13 protein-coding genes are annotated in these 16,857 nt (G+C 64.0%); 7 read left to right on the forward strand and 6 right to left on the reverse strand.

Annotated features, from left to right (window positions below):
• Positions 1-3 precede the first annotated feature (3 nt).
• Entirely contained in the window at positions 4-1,320 is a 1,317-nt protein-coding gene (gene guaD, locus QOL81_RS16780) for a guanine deaminase (RefSeq protein WP_060419085.1), read from the forward strand.
• Here the strand turns inward: guaD and QOL81_RS16785 are convergent.
• Positions 1,305-2,468, reverse strand: coding sequence for an MFS transporter (locus tag QOL81_RS16785; protein ID WP_283439936.1), 1,164 nt, complete (start codon positions 2,466-2,468; stop codon positions 1,305-1,307). The genes guaD and QOL81_RS16785 overlap by 16 nt on opposite strands.
• Before the next feature lie 103 nt (positions 2,469-2,571).
• On the opposite strand from QOL81_RS16785, the gene QOL81_RS16790 reads away from it, so the two are divergent.
• Together QOL81_RS16790 and dcp are read left to right on the forward strand one after the other, a co-directional pair.
• Positions 2,572-3,486 carry a LysR family transcriptional regulator gene (locus QOL81_RS16790; RefSeq protein WP_060419082.1) on the forward strand — a complete coding sequence of 305 codons (915 nt, stop codon included), beginning with the start codon at positions 2,572-2,574 and terminating at the stop codon, positions 3,484-3,486.
• Positions 3,487-3,592: 106 nt separating this feature from the next.
• Entirely contained in the window at positions 3,593-5,794 is a 2,202-nt protein-coding gene (gene dcp / locus QOL81_RS16795) for a peptidyl-dipeptidase Dcp (RefSeq protein WP_060419080.1), read from the forward strand.
• Between the two features lie 72 nt (positions 5,795-5,866).
• Here dcp and QOL81_RS16800 read toward each other — a convergent pair whose 3' ends face one another.
• From QOL81_RS16800 to QOL81_RS16820, 5 genes are all read right to left on the reverse strand, one after another.
• The gene (locus QOL81_RS16800) at positions 5,867-7,177 is read right to left on the reverse strand and encodes an MFS transporter (protein ID WP_004938595.1); all 1,311 of its coding nucleotides are present in this window, start codon (positions 7,175-7,177) and stop codon (positions 5,867-5,869) included.
• A 142-nt stretch (positions 7,178-7,319) separates the two neighbouring features.
• Positions 7,320-7,949, reverse strand: a complete 630-nt coding sequence (locus QOL81_RS16805) for an N-carbamoylsarcosine amidohydrolase (protein ID WP_055312376.1) — start codon at positions 7,947-7,949, stop codon at positions 7,320-7,322.
• 9 nt (positions 7,950-7,958) lie between these two features.
• Complete coding sequence (locus tag QOL81_RS16810; RefSeq protein WP_016927838.1) at positions 7,959-8,711, reverse strand: maleate cis-trans isomerase family protein; 753 nt, start codon at positions 8,709-8,711, stop codon at positions 7,959-7,961.
• Positions 8,712-8,726: 15 nt separating this feature from the next.
• On the reverse strand, positions 8,727-9,521 hold the full coding sequence (locus QOL81_RS16815) for an alpha/beta hydrolase (RefSeq protein ID WP_283439937.1): 795 nt from the start codon (positions 9,519-9,521) through the stop codon (positions 8,727-8,729).
• On the reverse strand, positions 9,518-10,669 hold the full coding sequence (locus QOL81_RS16820; protein WP_084826295.1) for an FAD-dependent monooxygenase: 1,152 nt from the start codon (positions 10,667-10,669) through the stop codon (positions 9,518-9,520). Before QOL81_RS16820 ends, QOL81_RS16815 begins: the two co-directional genes overlap by 4 nt.
• Positions 10,670-10,996: 327 nt before the next feature.
• Here QOL81_RS16820 and QOL81_RS16825 point away from each other — a divergent pair, with 327 nt between their 5' ends.
• From QOL81_RS16825 to QOL81_RS16840, 4 genes are all read left to right on the forward strand, one after another.
• Positions 10,997-12,055, forward strand: coding sequence for a 2,5-dihydroxypyridine 5,6-dioxygenase (locus QOL81_RS16825; RefSeq protein WP_283439938.1), 1,059 nt, complete (start codon positions 10,997-10,999; stop codon positions 12,053-12,055).
• A gap of 66 nt (positions 12,056-12,121) precedes the next feature.
• The gene (locus QOL81_RS16830) at positions 12,122-12,595 is read left to right on the forward strand and encodes a MarR family winged helix-turn-helix transcriptional regulator (RefSeq protein ID WP_197756521.1); all 474 of its coding nucleotides are present in this window, start codon (positions 12,122-12,124) and stop codon (positions 12,593-12,595) included.
• Between the two features lie 85 nt (positions 12,596-12,680).
• Positions 12,681-13,223 carry a (2Fe-2S)-binding protein gene (locus QOL81_RS16835; RefSeq protein ID WP_197756522.1) on the forward strand — a complete coding sequence of 181 codons (543 nt, stop codon included), beginning with the start codon at positions 12,681-12,683 and terminating at the stop codon, positions 13,221-13,223.
• Positions 13,216-16,788 (forward strand): molybdopterin cofactor-binding domain-containing protein, encoded by a 3,573-nt coding sequence (locus tag QOL81_RS16840; protein WP_283439939.1) that lies wholly within the window; start codon positions 13,216-13,218, stop codon positions 16,786-16,788. Before QOL81_RS16835 ends, QOL81_RS16840 begins: the two co-directional genes overlap by 8 nt.
• The last annotated feature ends 69 nt before the right edge of the window (positions 16,789-16,857 follow it).

A 16,857-nucleotide genomic window follows, 5' to 3' on the forward strand; every position in this document is an offset into this window, starting at 1 on the left:
ATAATGGCACTGCAATTCACCACGGCTATTCGTGGCAATTTTTTTGATATCACCGCCTGCGTGGAGGAAGCGCAACAGCTCGACGAACGCCTGCGGCACATTCCCGACGGTTTGTTGCTGCTCAACGAGGGCACCATCGTCTGGTTCGGCAGCTGGCAGCAGGGTGAGGCGCTGTTGCCGCCGGGTTTCGCGGTCACGGAGTATCGCGATAAACCGATCGTGCCGGGCTTTATCGACACCCATATCCACTACCCACAAACCGAAATGATCGGCGCCTATGGCGACCAGTTGCTGGGGTGGTTAAACAATTACACCTTCCCGACCGAAAGCCGTTACGGCTGCGAACAGCACGCCGACGAGATGTCGGCCTTCTTTCTGCGGGAGTTGCTGAGCAACGGCACCACCACCGCGCTGGTGTTCGGCAGCGTGCACCCGCAGTCGGTCGATGCGCTGTTCACCCAGGCGCAAGCGCTGAATATGCGCCTGATCGCCGGTAAGGTGATGATGGATCGCCATGCGCCGGAGGCGCTGCTGGAAACGCCGGAGCAAAGTTATCGCCAGACGCGTGAGTTGATCGAACGCTGGCACGGCAAAGGCCGCCTCGGCTACGCCATTACGCCGCGCTTTGCGCCCACCAGTACCCCGGCGCTGTTGGCGCAGGTGCAGCGGCTGCGCGAAGAATTCCCCGACGTTTGGCTGCAGACGCACCTGAGCGAGAATCCGCAGGAAGTGGCCTGGGTAAAATCGCTGTTCCCGCAGAGCCAAAGCTATCTGGACGTTTACCATCGCTACGGCATGACCGGTGGCAAAAGCGTGTTCGCCCACTGCCTGCACCTGGAGGAGCAGGAGTGGGACTGCCTGTGCGAGACCCGCTCGGCGATCGCGTTTTGCCCCACCTCCAACCTGTTCCTCGGCAGCGGGCTGTTCGACCTGCAGCAGGCCTGGCGCAAGCGGGTGAAGCTCGGCATCGGCACCGACGTGGGGGCCGGCACCACCTTCAATATGCTGCGCACGTTGGGGGAGGCGTACAAAGTCGGCCAGCTGCAGCATTACCGGCTCTCCGCCGTAGAAGCGTTCTATCACGCCACCCTGGGCGGCGCCCGCGCGCTGGCGCTGGACGACAAAATCGGCAACTTCAACGTCGGCAAAGAGGCGGATTTTGTGGTGCTCGATCCGGCGGTCACGCCGCTGCAGCAGTTGCGCTACGCCAACAGCGCCACGTCGGCGGAACAAGGGTTCGTGCTGATGACGCTGGGAGACGATCGCAACATTTATCGCACCTATGTGGACGGCAAGGTGGTTTATCAGGCGCCGCGCTGACGCAGCCGCGCCTGCAGCCAAACGCTGAGCGGCGCGACGGCGACCGCGCTCAGCGCGCACAGCCATAACAGGCGTTGCAGGCTAAGCGGGGTGAGGCCGCTGCTCAGCAACGCGGAGGAGAGCAAGAAGGCCGCCGTGGCGCTCAGGTGTATCAGGGCGGTTTGCAGTACGCCAAAGGCGGCGCGCTGCCGAGCGTCCGGCCAGCGCATGCTCAGGGAAGAGATCGCCACCAGCCGCGCATAGGCCGCCGCAAGAAACGCGACCATGAACAGCTCGCCGCGATCGCCACCGCGCGCCGCCAGCCACAGGCTGCCCAGCAGCAACAGCGTGGCGCCCACCGTCAGCGTCACGGTGCCAAAGCGTTGCAGCCAGCGGCCCGCCAGTACGGTCGCCAGATAGCCGGCCACGCCGCCGATGAGAAACAGCCAGGGCAAATGCGCGTCTGCCACCTGTAGCCGCTGGGTGAGCAGCGGCGCCAGCACCGGGATCAGCAGCATCGGGCTGAACTGCGTCAGGCCGGCTGCGGCGGCGAACAGCAGCAATCGGCGATCGAGCGCGACGGGCGCGGTAGCCCGTGGCTGCGGCGCATCCCTGGGAACGAACAGCGCGACCAAGACGGCCGCCAGCAGACACAGCCCGCCGATAGTCACCAGCGCGGCGCGCCAGCTCGCCACTTCGCACAGGTACAGCATGCCCGGCATGCCGACAATGCTCACCAACGAAAAGGACGCGATCACCGTCGCCAACATTTTGCCGTGCAGTGCGGCCGGTGCGGCGTTGAGCAGCAGGCCGATCCCGACGCCCATCGTGGTGCCGCCCAACAGCCCGGCCAACAGCCGCAGTGCCAGCAGCCAGTAAAACTGCTGGGTTGTGGCGATCAATAAGGTGGTCACGCCCAGCAGCGTGACATTGAGCAGCAGAAAGCGCCGCTTCTCAACGCCGCCGATCCAGAAAAATGCGCCGATGCCGGAAATCACCGCGGCCAGCGTATAGGCCGCGCTGACATAGCCGGCGAAGCTGACGGGCACGGAAAAATCGGCGGCCATGTAGAGGAATATCGGGTTGAATACCGTGTATTCCAGGGCATTGGTGAACTGAATAAAGGCGATGACCAGCGTTATCGCCGTCAGCTTTCTCGTGGGTGTCATAAGCATCTATCGGTTGCAGAGTCAGGCCGGCAGTGTAGCGCTTGGCGTTGATCGGGATTAGATGGTAGAAATGGCATGGTTTGTTATCAAATTAGGGATAATCATGCGCGATAAATTGGATTTAAACCTGTTACGCATCTTCGTGGCGGTGGTGGAGCAAGGCAGCTTCGTCGGGGCGGCGCGGGCGCTGGCGATGCCGACCTCCAACGTCAGCCGCTACATCTCTCAGCTGGAGCGCCAGCTCGAGCAGCGATTGCTCGAACGCAGCACTCGTTCGATGCGGCTGACGCCGAACGGCCAGCTGTTGCATGAACGCACCCAGCCGCTGCTGGCGTCGCTGGAACACACCGCGCAAACCCTCAGCGAGCGGCAGCAACAGCTGCGCGGGCCGCTGCGCCTGTGCGTGCCCAATGAAGTGGGGCCATACCTGTTGGGCGAGCCGCTGGCGGCGTTCGCCGTGCAGCATCCGCAGATCGAAATCAGCTGCGTGACCAACCTGGCGGGTATGGCGTCGCTGCTCGATGATGTCGATCTGGCGGTGATGATCAGCCGGGGCATGCTGGACGACAGCGACTATGTCGCGCAGCCGCTGGCGTCTTTCCCCTGCATCGTGGTGGCCGCTCCGGCGTTGCTGGCGCAGTGGCCGCCGTCGTCGGCGATTGAACAATTCACGCAATTGCCCTGCATCAGCACGGTGGATGCGCTGAAGGGGATGCCGTGGCAGTTCGTCCGCCCGGACGGAACCTTCGTTACCGTCCCGGTCAATACGCGCTATCGTGTCAACAGCGGGGAGATGGCGCTGAAGGCGGCCTTGGCCGGCGTGGGGTTCGCCATGCTTTCCGAGCTCGGCTGCCGGCCGTTTCTGGCCGACGGCCGTTTGGTTGAGGTGCCGCTGGCACTGCCGCCGGCGCCGTTGCAGCTGTATGCCGTTTACCCCGGCCGCCGCTATCTACCGGCCAAAACGCGCGCGTTGCTGACGTTCCTGATACAGCAGGTTGGCGAGGCGGCTAACTTCTAATCACTTGTTTTTGCTCAAACTGCCAACTGCACCTAAGCTAGGTGATGACTCAGAGGGAGCGATTCCCCGAGACCTTATTCCGTGAACATGGAGGAGTTTCGATTTGATGCGTTTATCCACATTGGTGCTGGCGATCGGCATGGCGCTGGGCTCGCAGGCACAGGCAGCAGAAACCCAACCTCACGCCGACCATAGCGCGCTGCCCAGCGGCCAGGCGAAGGAGGCTACCGTGACCGGTGAAGCCAATCAGCACGACAAGCAAAAGACTCAGAATCCGTTCTTCTATCAAAGCCGTCTGCCGTTCCAGGCGCCGCCGTTCAACCTGATCAAGGAGAGCGACTACGCGCCGGCGATCGAGGCGGGCATCAAGCAAAAGCGGGAAGAGGTGGAGAAGATCGCCAACAACCCGGCCAAGCCTAATTTCAAGAATACCTTCGTGGCGCTGGAGCAGGCCGGTTCGCTGCTGACGCGGGTGATGAACGTGTTCGGCGCCATGACTTCGGCCAACACCAGCGACGCGCTGCAGAAACTGGATGAAGAAACCTCGCCGAAGCTGGCGGCATTGAACGACGACATCATGCTCAACGGCAAGCTGTTCGCTCGCATCAAGGCCATCTATCAGGATCGCGATGCGCTGAAGCTGGATCCGGAATCGCGCCGGCTGGTAGAAGTGACCTACAAGAACTTCGAGCTGGCGGGCGCCAACCTGTCGGACGCCGACAAGGCCAAGCTGAAGGCGCTGAACCAGGAAGCGGCGACGCTGAGCACCCAGTTCACCAACAAACTGCTGGCGGCGAGCAAAAACGGCGCGCTGGCGATAACCGATCCGGCGAAGCTGGACGGCCTGTCGGAAGGCGAGCTGGCTGCGGCGGCCCAGGCGGCCGCCGAACGCAAGCTGGAGAAACAGTGGCTGCTGGTGCTGCAAAACACCACGCAACAGCCGCTGCTGCAGAGCCTGAAAGATCGCGATACCCGCCAAGCGCTGTTCGACGCCTCCTGGACGCGTGCGGAGAAGGGCGACGGCAACGATACCCGCCAGACCATCTCCCGTCTGGCCAAGGTGCGCGCCGAGCAGGCCAAGCTGCTGGGCTACCCGAACTACGCCGCCTGGAAACTGCAAAACCAGATGGCCAAGACGCCGGATGCCGCGCTGAGCTTTATGCGCAACATCGTGCCGGCGGCCACCGCGCGCGCCGAGCGTGAGGCCAAGGACATTCAGGCGGTGATCGACCAGCAGAAAGGCGATTTCAAGGTGCAGGCCTGGGACTGGCAGTTCTACGCCGAACAGGTGCGCAAGGCCAAGTACGATCTGGACGAGTCGCAGATCAAGCCTTACTTCGAGCTGAACAACGTGCTGAACAACGGCGTGTTCTACGCCGCCAACCTGCTGTACGGCATCAGCTTCAAGGAGCGCAAGGACATCCCGGTCTACCAGCCGGACGTCAAGGTGTATGAAGTGTTCGACAAGGACGGCAAATCGCTGGCGCTGTTCTACACCGACTACTTCAAGCGCGACAACAAGGGCGGCGGCGCCTGGATGAGCAACTTCGTCGATCAGTCGAAGCTCAACGGCACCAAGCCGGTGATTTACAACGTCGCCAACTTCACCAAACCGGCGCCGGGCCAGCCGGCGCTGCTGTCGTATGACGACGTAATCACCATGTTCCACGAGTTCGGCCACGCGCTGCACGGCATGTTCGCCGATCAGGAATACCCGAGCCTGTCGGGCACCAACACCGCGCGCGACTTCGTCGAGTTCCCGTCGCAGTTCAACGAGCACTGGGTCAGCGATCCGAAAGTGTTCAGCCACTTCGCCAAGCACTACCAGACCGGCGAGGCGATGCCGCAGGAACTGGTCGACAAGATCAAGAAGGCCGACAAGTTCAACAAGGGCTACAGCATGACCGAGCTGCTGTCCGCCGCGCTGCTGGATATGCACTGGCACATGCTGACGGCCGACCAGCCGCAGCAGGACGTGGACAAGTTCGAGGCCGAGTCGCTGCAAAAAGACAAGGTCGATCTCAGCTATGTGCCACCGCGTTACCGTTCCAGCTATTTCCAGCACATCTGGGGTAACGGCTACGCCGCGGGCTACTACGCCTATCTGTGGACGGAAATGCTGGCGGACGACGCCTTCCAGTGGTTCACCGAACACGGTGGCCTGACCGCCGAAAACGGCCAACGCTTCCGCGACATGATCCTGTCGCGCGGCAACAGCCAGGATCTGGAGAAGCTGTACATCGACTGGCGCGGCAAAGAGCCGAGCATCGAACCGATGCTGATCAACCGCGGGCTGAAGGACGAGTAAGTTCGGCCATTCCCGGTAAGTAAACAAAAGGGCGCGTTATGCGCCCTTCGTCTTTTTCGGCTTGGCCGACATTCAGCGGTTCACCACCTTGGCCGGCAGGGCCACCACCAGCAGCGAGCTGAGCAGCAGGCAGCCGGCGAAGGCCCAGAGCGCGCCGCCACTCTTGCCGGTCAGATCCAGCGCCAGCCCCATCAGCGAATTGCTCACCAGCCCGGCGATGTTGGCCAGCGAACAGGCCAGCGCGAAGCCGGTCGCCGCCGCCGTGCCGCGCAGGAAGGTGGCCGGCAGGCTGAAGAATACCGGCACCGCGCCGATGATCGCCGCCTGGGCGATGGAGAACAGCAGCACCGTGGCCAGCGCATTGTGGGTGAAGAAGGTGCTGCCGGCCATTGCCAACGCGCCGACGATAAACGGCACGATGATATGCCAGCGCCGTTCGCGCAGTCGGTCGGAACTGCTGCCGATCAGCAACATGCCGAGCAGGGCGGCGACGCTGGGGATCGCCGTCAGGTAGCCGATGGTGGTGATGTCGGTAACGCCGGCGGTTTTGATGAAGGTCGGCATCCAAAAGCCCATGGCGTAGGCGCTGAGCAGAATGGCGAAGTCGATGCCGCCGAGCATCCACACCTTCAGGTTGAAGAAGCCGTCGCGGAAGCTGTGCTTGCCGTGATCGGCCTCGGCGTCGTCACGCGCCAAATCGTCGGCGATGCGCTGTTTTTCCTCGGGCGTCAGCCATTTGGCCTGCTGATAAGTGTTAGGCAACAGCCAGAAGGTCAGCACCCCCAACAGCACGCTGGGAATGCCCTCCAGCAAAAACAGCCACTGCCAGCCGTGCAGCCCGTGGCGCATGTCGAAATGGCCCATGATCCAGCCAGAGAGCGGCCCGCCGATCACGCTGGACAGCGGCAGGCCGATCATGAACAGCGCGATGATGCGGCCGCGGCGATAGGTCGGGAACCACAGCGTCAGGTAAAAGAGCACGCCGGGCAGAAAACCGGCCTCCGCCACGCCGAGCAGAAAGCGGATGACGTAGAACTGGGTGGGCGTGGTGACGAACATGGTGGCGGTGGACAGCAGCCCCCAGGTGATCATGATGCGGGCGATCCACATCTTGGCGCCGACGCGCTGCAGGATCAGGTTGCTCGGCACCTCGAACAGAATATAGCCGACGAAGAACAGCCCGGCGCCCAGGCCGAAGGCCGCTTCGCTCAGCTGCAGCGCATCGGCCATCTGCAGCTTGGCCAGCCCGACGTTGATGCGATCGAGGTAGGCCGCCAGGTAACACAGGCAAAGAAACGGGATCAGTTTCCAGGTGATTTTGCGGTACAGCAGCAACGATTCTGCGTCCGCTTTCCCCGCCAGCGGGGTGTCGACAATGGCCATGATGTTGTCTCCAGGTGGTGCGTGTTGGCCTCCGCAGGAGGCGCCTGTTGTGTTTGCGTTGCAGGGGCGCCGCCCTGTTTCGGGCGGTCGCGTGAGGCGCTGTCTGCGCCTTCGTTATTGTCGTTGCAGGTGAGTCGTTGATTCATAACCGGTTCAGGTAGTCGAGCGCCTCCCGTTTGTGCACCACGTCGCCGTATTTGCTGTCGATGTCGAACAGGTTGGCTTCGTGCGGGCCGGGGTGACGATCGCCGACGCACTCGCGCACCACCATGGCGCGAAAGCCGTGCTGCACCGCGTCCACCGCGCTGGCGCGGATGCAGCCGCTGGTGGAGCAGCCGATCATCAGCAGCGTGTCGATCCCTTGCGCCACCAGCAGCGGCGCCAGCGCGGTGCCGAAGAAGGCGCTGGCGTATTGCTTGCTCAGCACCACCTCATCGGCCAGCGGCGCCACCGGCGGGCAGAACGCCGCCAGCGGGTTGCCCGCCACCATGTCCTTCATCACCGGCGCTTTTTTGACCCACAGGCCGCCATCGGCAAAATGGCCTGCATGATAGCGGATATGGGTATGGATCACAGGAATTCCCGTGCGGCGCGCACAGGCCAGCAGCTCGCGGCTTTCCTCGACCGCGCTCACCACGCCCGGCGCGAACAGCGGCGCGCCTTCGGTGGTGTAGGCCTGCATAAAGTCGATCGCCAGCAGCGCCGGGCGCCGGCCGAAGCCGAGGCGCTGGCCCCAGACGCCGCGATAATTGTCGCTGAGGGTGTCGTTCATCATGCCTCCTCAATAGGCGCCGGACAGCAGGGCGCCGGCGCCGGGGACGATCGGCTCCAGCTCCAGCGCGGTCAGCATCGCGTAAGTGGTGGCGATGGCGGCGGTGATCACCGGTTTGCCGGTTTGGGCCTCCACCGTCGGAACGGCCGGCAGCGAAGGCATCTGCACGCAGGCGGACAGCACGATAGCATCGACCTCGCGTAAATCCATCTCGGCGACGATCCCCGGCAGCCTGGCCGGATCGTGCCGGCCGACGTCGAGGTTGTCCGGGATCTCCAGCGCGCGCCATACCTTGACCTCAATGCCTTCGTGCTGGATGTAGTCCACCACCAGCTGGGTCAGCGGTTTCATATAGGGCGCCACCAGCGCGATGCGTTTGGCGCCGATCACCTTCAGGCCGTTGACCAGCGCGCCGGCGCTGCTGATAACCGGCGCGGCGGCCTGATTGTCTTTCGTCACCTGCGCCAGCCGGGCCTGCGATTCGCGGTGGTAGCCCAGCCCCATTGCCATGATGGCCACCAGGCAGGCGTAGCCGAGCACGTCGACCCGCGCGTCGGAGAGTTCCAGCGCGCAGCGATCGGACTCGGCGTCCATCGCCGCCAGCTCTTCTTTATTGACGTGTTTCATGCGCATGCGGCTGGAGTGAAAGGTGAAACGCTCCGGGCGTATCAGCTGGCGCGCGCCTAGCATCGCCGGGATCTCGGTTTCCATCGTGGTGTTGGAGCTGGGCACGATCTGGCCGATGCGGTAGTGGTTGCTCATGTCGGTGTTCCTCAGTTAATCCAGAAAATCGCCCAGGGCGCGGAAGAAGCCGTCGAAATTGTCCCACGGGATCATGTGTCCGGCGTTCTCGACCTCGACGATGGCGATCTCCGGCTGCAGCGCGCGGATCTCCGCCCGGTCTTCGGGCTGAATGACGCCGCCTTTGCCCGCGGCCATCAGCAGCGTCGGCATGGCCAGCAGCGGGTAGTCACGGTGGCTGTCCACCTGATGAAAATCGTCGTAGGCGCGTTGGATCGCCGGCTCGTAGCAGGTATGCAGCCACTCGGCGCGCAGCCGGCGCTGCTCCTCGCTCCAGGTCGGGCAGAAGGCGCGCATCTGCTCGGCACTCATGCCCGGCAGCGACTGCCGGATAGAGTCGGCGTACCACGGCCATTGGCCGGGATAGGCGCGGCGGCCGGGGCCGGAAACCGGCGGATCGACCAGCACCAGCCGCCGCACGCCGGCGGGCTGCAAAACGGCGGCGCGCAGGGCGAAGCGGGCGCCCATCGAATGGCCGAGCAGGGCGTAACTGGTCAGGTTCAGCGCGGCGGCGAAGGCGTTAACGTCCTGCGCGCAGGTCTCTGCGTCATAAGCCAGTTCCGGGCCGCTGGATGACAGACCGCGGCCGCGCACGTCGAGTACGTAGACGTCGTATTTTTCTCCCAGCCGCTCGGCGACGAAGCCCCAGGTGATCGCCGGGCTGGTGATGCCGGGGATCAGGATCAGCGCCGGGCCGTGGCCGCCGTAGCGCAGGTAGTGTTGGCGAATGCCATTGGCGTGAGCGTGGGCGCCGTAGAGGAAGGTGCTCATGCGGCGTTCTCCGATTTCAGCGCTTGCGCGTACAGGTCATAGCCGTAGACCCAGGCCGGATCTTCCTGAGTGCGCAGGAAGGTGTTGGCGTTGGACACCGCCTGCACCCTGGAGGCGCGCTCCTTGCGGTTGGCTTCATACAGCTGGAAGGCGGTGCGGTAGTCGCCGAGGCCGGTTTCCTGCAGGCAGCGGGTCAGCATGGCGGCGTCTTCGATCGCCATCGCCGCGCCCTGCGCCATGTGCGGTTTCATCGGATGGCAGGCGTCGCCGAGCAGCACCAGACGGCCTTCGCTCCACAGCGGCAGCGGTTTGCGGTTCAGCAATGGCCATTTGGTGACCTGCTCGCTGGATTCGATCAGCGCCTGCACGATCGGGTGGTAGCCGGTGAAGGTCTCGAACATCTCTTCGCGGCTGCTGTCGATGAAGCTGCCCTGGAAATCCCAGGCCGGGTGCGGCACGCCGCTCACGTAGTAATACTCGTCGCGCCGCTGGGTGGTGTAGTAGACCATCAGATGGCGATCCGCCGACCACCACTTCACGCAGTCTTCGAACGTCAGGTTGTATTTCGCCAGCTTCTCGCCGCGGATCAGCGCGCGGTGGGCCACCCAGCCGCTGTAGGTCGGCGCTTCCGCCCCCAGCAGATGTTCGCGGATGCGCGAATTGATGCCGTCGGCACCGATCACGATGTCGGCATGGGCCGAGGTGCCGTCGACGAAGTTCAGCACCACCTCGTCCCCGCGATCTTCAATCTTGCTCAGGCATTTGCCGAAGTGCAGGGTGCCGGGCTGCAGCGCGGAAAGCTGCAACGCCTGGAGATCGCCGCGGTGCACCGTCACATAGGCGGCGCCGTACTCCCGGCGGGCGAAGGCGCCCAGTTCGATGCGCGACAGATAGTCGCCGCTCTCGGCATCGCGGCTGAACCAGAAATCGGGATGAGACGCCATCTGCTCCAGCCGCTGCTCAATGCCGAGCCGGCGGAAAATCTTCAGGACGTTCGGCCCCATGTGAATGCCGGCGCCGAGGCGCGAGAACGCCGGGCTCTGTTCATACAGATCGACGGTAAAGCCGGCTTTTTGCAGCAGCCCGGCGGCGGCGGCGCCCCCCAGCCCGGCGCCGACGACGGCGATGCGTGGTTGTTTGCTCATCATGTTTCCCCTGTCTGTTGGCTTTTTTCAGCGTAGGCCCAACGCGTGGCTGGACGATCGATTTATAGTGTATGCGCTAAATAACGCAAAGTTGCAAAAGTGTTAAATCAGATCTTGCTCACGCTAATTGACGGCGAATTACTGTTAAACTCATGTTAATCACAGGATTGAAGAGGGATGAAATAGGACTTTCTTATGATGGATAGTCGCGACTTGCTTTCCTTTGCTTTTTTGACTTAGATAAAAATGAGTGTGTTCACTTTAAATTGTTTGAAAAATCACCGACGCCTTGCGGGCGTCGGACACCCTTGACGAGACAGGAGACAGGCCATGGCGGTCAATGAAACCCAGTTGGTACAGCTGTTCGAGCAGGTGCTTACGCTGTCGAAGGTCGATGCTTCGCAGAGCGTGGCGATTTTGAAAAGCCATTATTCCGATGCGCGCACGGTGCGCGCCGCGACTGACGCGGCGCTGCGGCTGGGCGCCAGGGTGTATGCCGTCGAGCTGCCGGCGTTCAACCATCCGCGGGCGATGGGCAACGACATGACCGCCTATTGCGGCGATACCGCGCTGACCGGCAACCTGGCGGCGCAGCATGCGCTGGAGGCTGCCGATCTGATCGTGGATACCATGATGCTGCTGCATTCGCCGGAGCAGGAGCAGATCCTGAAAACCGGCACCCGCATCCTGCTGGCGGTGGAGCCGCCGGAGGTGCTGGCGCGCATGTTGCCCAACGCGGATGACAAGGCGCGGGTGCTGGCCGCCGCCGCCGTACTGGAGCAGGCGAAGCTGATGCAGGTGACCTCCGCCGCCGGCAGCGATTTCCGCGCGCCGCTCGGGCAATACCCGACGGTGACCGAGTACGGCTATGCCGATGAACCGGGGCGCTGGGATCACTGGCCGAGCGGCTTCCTGTTCACCTGGCCGAATGAGGAGCAGGCGGAAGGGGTGCTGGTGCTGGAGGTCGGCGATATCTTGCTGCCGTTTAAAAGCTACGCGCGCGAACGCATCACGCTGGAGATCGAACAAGGGTTCGTTACCCGCATTCATGGCGGTTTCGAGGCGGAATACCTGCGCGAATACATGAAATACTTTGACGATCCGGAGGTGTACGGCATCTCGCACATCGGCTGGGGCCTGCAGCCGCGCGCCCAGTGGACGGCGATGGGCCTGCACGACAAGAACGACGGCATGTGCATGGACGCGCGTGCGTTTTACGGCAACTTCCTGTTCTCCACCGGGCCGAATACCGAAGTGGGCGGCACGCGCAAAACGCCTTGCCATATGGACATCGCGCTGCGCCGCTGCGACATCCGCCTCGACGGGCAAACGGTGGTGGCGGACGGGGAAGTGGTGGCACCGGAGGCCTCGCGCGTGCGCCGGGCGTAATCGTTGCTGCCAACGGCGGGGGTTTGTACTATTCTCGTGGATTCCATAGATGGTGAGAGTAACGCAATGACGCCCCCCGAATACCCGTCAGCCGTGAGCGGCCAACCCGAAAATTATCATTTTACCGAGCAAGTTGGGCACCTGCTGCGCAAGGTTTATCAGCGCCACCTGGCGATTTTCCAGCAAAACGTCGGCGATTCGCAGCTGACGGCGGTGCAGTTCATCACCCTGTGCGCGGTGCGCGATATGGGGCCGAGCTCGCTGACCGAGTTGGTGCAGGTGACGGCGGTGGATCAGGCCACCATACGCGGCATCGTCGAGCGGCTGAAGGCGCGCGATCTGATCACGGTGACGCCGGATCCGGTGGATCGGCGCAAGGTGGTGGTCGGCCTGACCGACACCGGCGCCGTGCTGCTGACGGAAACGGTGCCGCAGGCGGCGAAAATTACAGAGCTGACGTTCGGCACGCTCAACCCGGCCGAACGGATAGCGCTGATATTCCTGCTGAATAAAATGCTGGAAGATCCGCCCACCGGCTGATTCGCCCGCGCAACGTCGGTTGCCTGGTGGTCGGTGGCGAGAGGCCAGCCCATAAGACCATCAAGTGCAGGCGGAGACGCGAACAATGGCGATATCTGAAGTGCAGTCGCCCAGGGAAGGCGCGAACACCACGCTGACGGAGCATCCGCTGATGCTGTCGGTGAACGGCGAACAGCTTCATGCGCAGGTGATGGCGGATACGCCGCTCTTGCTGGTACTGCGCAACGATCTGGCGCTCAACGGCCCGAAATACGGCTGCGGCCTGGGCGAATGCGGCGCCTGTACCGTGTTGATCGACGGCGTGGCGGCGCGCTCCTGCGTGATCCCGGCGCTCGGTGTGTCCGGCCGGACGATCGTGACCCTGGAAGGCCTTGGCGATCGCCAGCGCCTGCACCCGGTGCAGCGTGCCTTTATCGAAGAGCAGGCGGCGCAATGCGGCTACTGCCTCAACGGCATGATCATGACCACCAAAGCCCTGTTGGATCGCAATCCCGCCCCGAGCGAGGCGGAGATCCGTCAGGCGCTGTCCGGCAACCTGTGCCGCTGCGGCACCCATCTCGAAATCCTGCGTGCGGTTCAGCGCGCCATCATTCTCTGCCGCGATGAGGACGCCCACGCTCATGACTGATTCCCGTCCCTCATCGCCGAGCCAGGCCGAATTGCTGCAGCGCGACGGCGTGCTGCTGATCGTCGACAGCGTGCAACCGCCTTCGGGGCCGGTGCCCAAAGGGCAAACGCCGGTGCTGAAGCCCAGGGAGCAAGGGCTGTTTATCGCCCTGTGCGGCAGCGGCGAAATCTATGCCTTTAACGGCCATGTCGATCTCGGCACCGGCGTGCGCACCGCGCTCGGCCAGATCGTCGCCGAAGAGCTGTACCTGCGCATGGATCAGGTGCGAATGGTGCTGGGCGATACCGAGCGCGCGCCGAATCAGGGCGCCACCATCGCCAGCGCCACGCTGCAGATCTCCGCCGTGCCGCTGCGCAACGCCGCCGCCGAAGCGCGCCGTTGGCTGTTGCGCCAGGCGGCGCAGCGCTTCGATGCGCCGGTGGAACAGCTGACGCTGGAGGAGGGCGTGATCCGCAGCCCGCAGGGGCAGGCGCTCAGCTACGCCGAGCTGGTGGCCGGCGGTCATGTCGAGCTGTCGATTTCCGGCGACGCGCCGCTGAAACCGCAGGCGGAGTATCGCCTGGTGGGCACCAGCGCCGCGCGCGTCGATATTCCGGCCAAGGCGACCGGCGAAACGACCTACGTACACGATATGCGCCTGCCGAACATGCTGCACGGCCGGGTGGTGCGGCCGCCCTATGCCGGTTACGACAGCGGCGAATTTGTCGGCACCAGCCTGCTGGCGGTGGACGAAACCTCGATCGCGCATATTCCCGGCATCGTCAAACTGGTGGTGATCGGCGATTTCATCGGCATTGTCGCCGAGCGCGAAGAGCAGGCGATCAAGGCAGCGCAGGCGCTGCAGGTCAGCTGGAAAGACTGGCGGCGCAATTTGCCGCAGATGACCGACGTGGCGCAGGCGCTGCGCGACAACCCGCATTCGACCCGGGTGGTGCACGATACCGGCGATGTGGACGCGGCGCTGGCGGCGGCCGACAGGCGTTTCACCCGCAGCTACCTGTGGCCGTATCAGCTGCATGCCTCGATTGGCCCTTCCTGCGCGCTGGCGGACTACCGGCCGGAGCGCCTGCAGGTCTGGTCAGGCAGCCAGAACCCGCACCTGCTGCGCGCCGATCTGGCCTGGCTGCTGGAATACCCGGAAGCGCAGATCGAGATCGTTCGCATGGAGGCGGCCGGTTGCTATGGCCGCAATTGCGCCGATGACGTCTGCGCCGACGCGGCGCTGCTGTCGCGCGCGGTGGGCAGGCCGGTGCGGGTGCAGCTGACCCGCGAACAAGAACATGTGTGGGAACCGAAGGGCACGGCGCAGCTGATGGAGGTGGACGGCGGGCTGGACGCTGCCGGGCACCCGGTCGCCTACGACTTTCGCACCTATTATCCTTCCAACGGCGCGCCGACGCTGGCGCTGCTGCTGACCGGTCGGGTCGAGCCGTTGCCGGTGGCCTATGAAATGGGCGACCGCACCTCGGTGCCGCCTTATGAATATCCGGCGCTGCGCGTCAGCATCGAGGACATGGCGCCGATCGTGCGCGCCTCCTGGATGCGTGGCGTTTCCGCCTTGCCGAACACCTTCGCCCACGAATCTTATATCGATGAGCTGGCCCACGCCGCCGGCGTCGATCCGCTGGAATACCGGCTGCGCTATATCCATGACGAACGCGCCAGTGAGCTGATGCGCAGCACCGCAGAGCGCGCCGGCTGGACGCCGCATACCGAACCGATGCAGACCCCGGCGGAAGACGGCGTGCTGCGCGGGCGCGGCTTTGCCTACGCCCGTTACATCCACAGCAAGTTTCCCGGTTTTGGCGCGGCCTGGGCCGCCTGGGTGGCCGACGTGGCGATCGACAAAGCCAGCGGCGAAGTGGCGGTGACGCGCATCGTGGTCGGCCACGACGCGGGCATGATGGTCAACCCGGACGGTGTGCGCCACCAAATTCACGGCAACGTGTTGCAATCGACCAGCCGGGTGTTGAAAGAGCGCGTGACCTTTGAGGAATCGACGGTCTCCGCCAAAGAATGGGGGGCTTACCCGATCCTGACCTTCCCGGAGGTGCCGGAGGTGGACGTGGTGATGATGCCGCGCCCTTACGATCCGCCGCTGGGCGCCGGGGAGTCGGCGTCAGTGCCCAGCGCGGCGGCCATCGCCAACGCGGTGTTCGACGCCACCGGCATTCGTTTTCGCGAGCTGCCGATCACCTCGGATAAGCTGCGAGAGGCGCTGAACGGGCCTGACACCGAGCGGCAGGCCGCACCGCCCAAGAAAAAGAAGCGCGGCAAATGGTGGTTCGGCGGTGCGGCGGGGCTGTTCGGCGCGGTGCTGGGCATCGCGGGCAGCGCCCTGCCATGGCGGGCGGAGATCGCACCGGTGGCGACGCCCGGCGCCGGCACCTGGTCGGCCGCCACGCTGGAGCGCGGCCGCCAGTTGGCCGCCGCCGGAGACTGCGCGGTTTGCCATACCGCGTCGGAAGGGGCGACCAACGCCGGCGGGCTGGCGATGGCGACGCCGTTCGGCACGCTCTACAGCACCAACATTACCCCGGACGTGGCAACCGGCATCGGCAACTGGTCGTTTACCGCGTTCGATCGGGCGATGCGCCAGGGCATCGCCCGCGACGGCCGCCATCTGTATCCGGCATTTCCCTACACCGCATTCAGTAAAATGACCGACGGCGACATGCAGGCGCTGTACGCTTATCTGATGTCGCAACCGGCGGTGCGCCAGAGCAATCCGGCCAATCAGATGCGCTTCCCGTTTAACCTGCGGCCGTTGATGGCGGGTTGGAACGCGCTGTTCCTGCGCCAGGGGGAATTTCAACCCGATCCGCAACAAAGCGCGCAGTGGAATCGCGGCGCCTATCTGGTCAATGGGCTCGGCCACTGCGCCGCCTGCCATTCGCCGCGCAATCTGCTGGGGGCAGAAAAGGGCGGCGCGGCTTTCCTGGCGGGGGGGATGGTGGACGGGTGGGAAGCGCCGGCGCTGAATCAATTGGCCAATGCGGACAAGCCCTGGACCGAGGAGCAGCTGTTTCAGTACTTCCGCAGCGGGCATTCCGCCGAGCACGGCGTGGCGGCCGGGCCGATGGGGCCGGTGGTCAGCGAACTGGCGACGTTGCCGCAGAGCGATCTGCGGGCGATGGCCAACTATGTGATGTCGCTGAGCACCAAGGCGACGCTGAATGTGGAGCCGCAGGCGCAGTTGGCGGCCCGCGCCTTGCCGGTGGCGGGGCAGTTGGCCGGCGAGCGGTTGTTCCAAGGCGCTTGCCAGGCCTGCCACAGCGCCGCTGCCGGTGGGCCGCAGCTGTTCGGCGTCAGCCCGGATCTGGCCAATAACACCAATATCTTCAGCGATCGCCCTGATAACCTGATCAAAGTGATCCTGCAAGGGATCCCCAAACCGGCCACCGCCGAATTGGGCTTTATGCCGGGCTTTAAGGACAGCTTTTCCGATCGGCAGGTGACGGCGCTGGTGAATTATCTGCGCCAACGCTATGCCGGCGACAAACCGGCCTGGCGCGACGTGGAGGCGCAGGTGGCGCGGCTGCGCGCGGAGCCGGGGAATCATTAACATTGTAAATTGTTACATTGGGTTATTGACTGGCGGCGCTCATTCGGGGATTAATGTTAGCCTGATTTT

The sequence above is a fragment of the Serratia sp. CC22-02 genome (assembly GCF_900182895.1).
Classification (GTDB): domain Bacteria; phylum Pseudomonadota; class Gammaproteobacteria; order Enterobacterales; family Enterobacteriaceae; genus Serratia; species Serratia nevei.

What these genes read in the sequence shown, in the direction of transcription:
- QOL81_RS16805 (WP_055312376.1), bottom strand. Translation starts at nt 7,949, where the DNA reads ATGAACGACACCCTCAGCGACAATTATCGCGGCGTCTGGGGCCAGCGC.
- QOL81_RS16810 (WP_016927838.1), bottom strand. Translation starts at nt 8,711, where the DNA reads ATGAGCAACCACTACCGCATCGGCCAGATCGTGCCCAGCTCCAACACC.
- QOL81_RS16800 (WP_004938595.1), bottom strand. Translation starts at nt 7,177, where the DNA reads ATGGCCATTGTCGACACCCCGCTGGCGGGGAAAGCGGACGCAGAATCG.
- QOL81_RS16790 (WP_060419082.1), top strand. Translation starts at nt 2,572, where the DNA reads ATGCGCGATAAATTGGATTTAAACCTGTTACGCATCTTCGTGGCGGTG.
- dcp (WP_060419080.1), top strand. Translation starts at nt 3,593, where the DNA reads ATGCGTTTATCCACATTGGTGCTGGCGATCGGCATGGCGCTGGGCTCG.
- QOL81_RS16820 (WP_084826295.1), bottom strand. Translation starts at nt 10,669, where the DNA reads ATGATGAGCAAACAACCACGCATCGCCGTCGTCGGCGCCGGGCTGGGG.
- QOL81_RS16785 (WP_283439936.1), bottom strand. Translation starts at nt 2,468, where the DNA reads ATGACACCCACGAGAAAGCTGACGGCGATAACGCTGGTCATCGCCTTT.
- QOL81_RS16830 (WP_197756521.1), top strand. Translation starts at nt 12,122, where the DNA reads ATGACGCCCCCCGAATACCCGTCAGCCGTGAGCGGCCAACCCGAAAAT.
- QOL81_RS16840 (WP_283439939.1), top strand. Translation starts at nt 13,216, where the DNA reads ATGACTGATTCCCGTCCCTCATCGCCGAGCCAGGCCGAATTGCTGCAG.
- QOL81_RS16825 (WP_283439938.1), top strand. Translation starts at nt 10,997, where the DNA reads ATGGCGGTCAATGAAACCCAGTTGGTACAGCTGTTCGAGCAGGTGCTT.
- QOL81_RS16815 (WP_283439937.1), bottom strand. Translation starts at nt 9,521, where the DNA reads ATGAGCACCTTCCTCTACGGCGCCCACGCTCACGCCAATGGCATTCGC.
- guaD (WP_060419085.1), top strand. Translation starts at nt 4, where the DNA reads ATGGCACTGCAATTCACCACGGCTATTCGTGGCAATTTTTTTGATATC.
- QOL81_RS16835 (WP_197756522.1), top strand. Translation starts at nt 12,681, where the DNA reads ATGGCGATATCTGAAGTGCAGTCGCCCAGGGAAGGCGCGAACACCACG.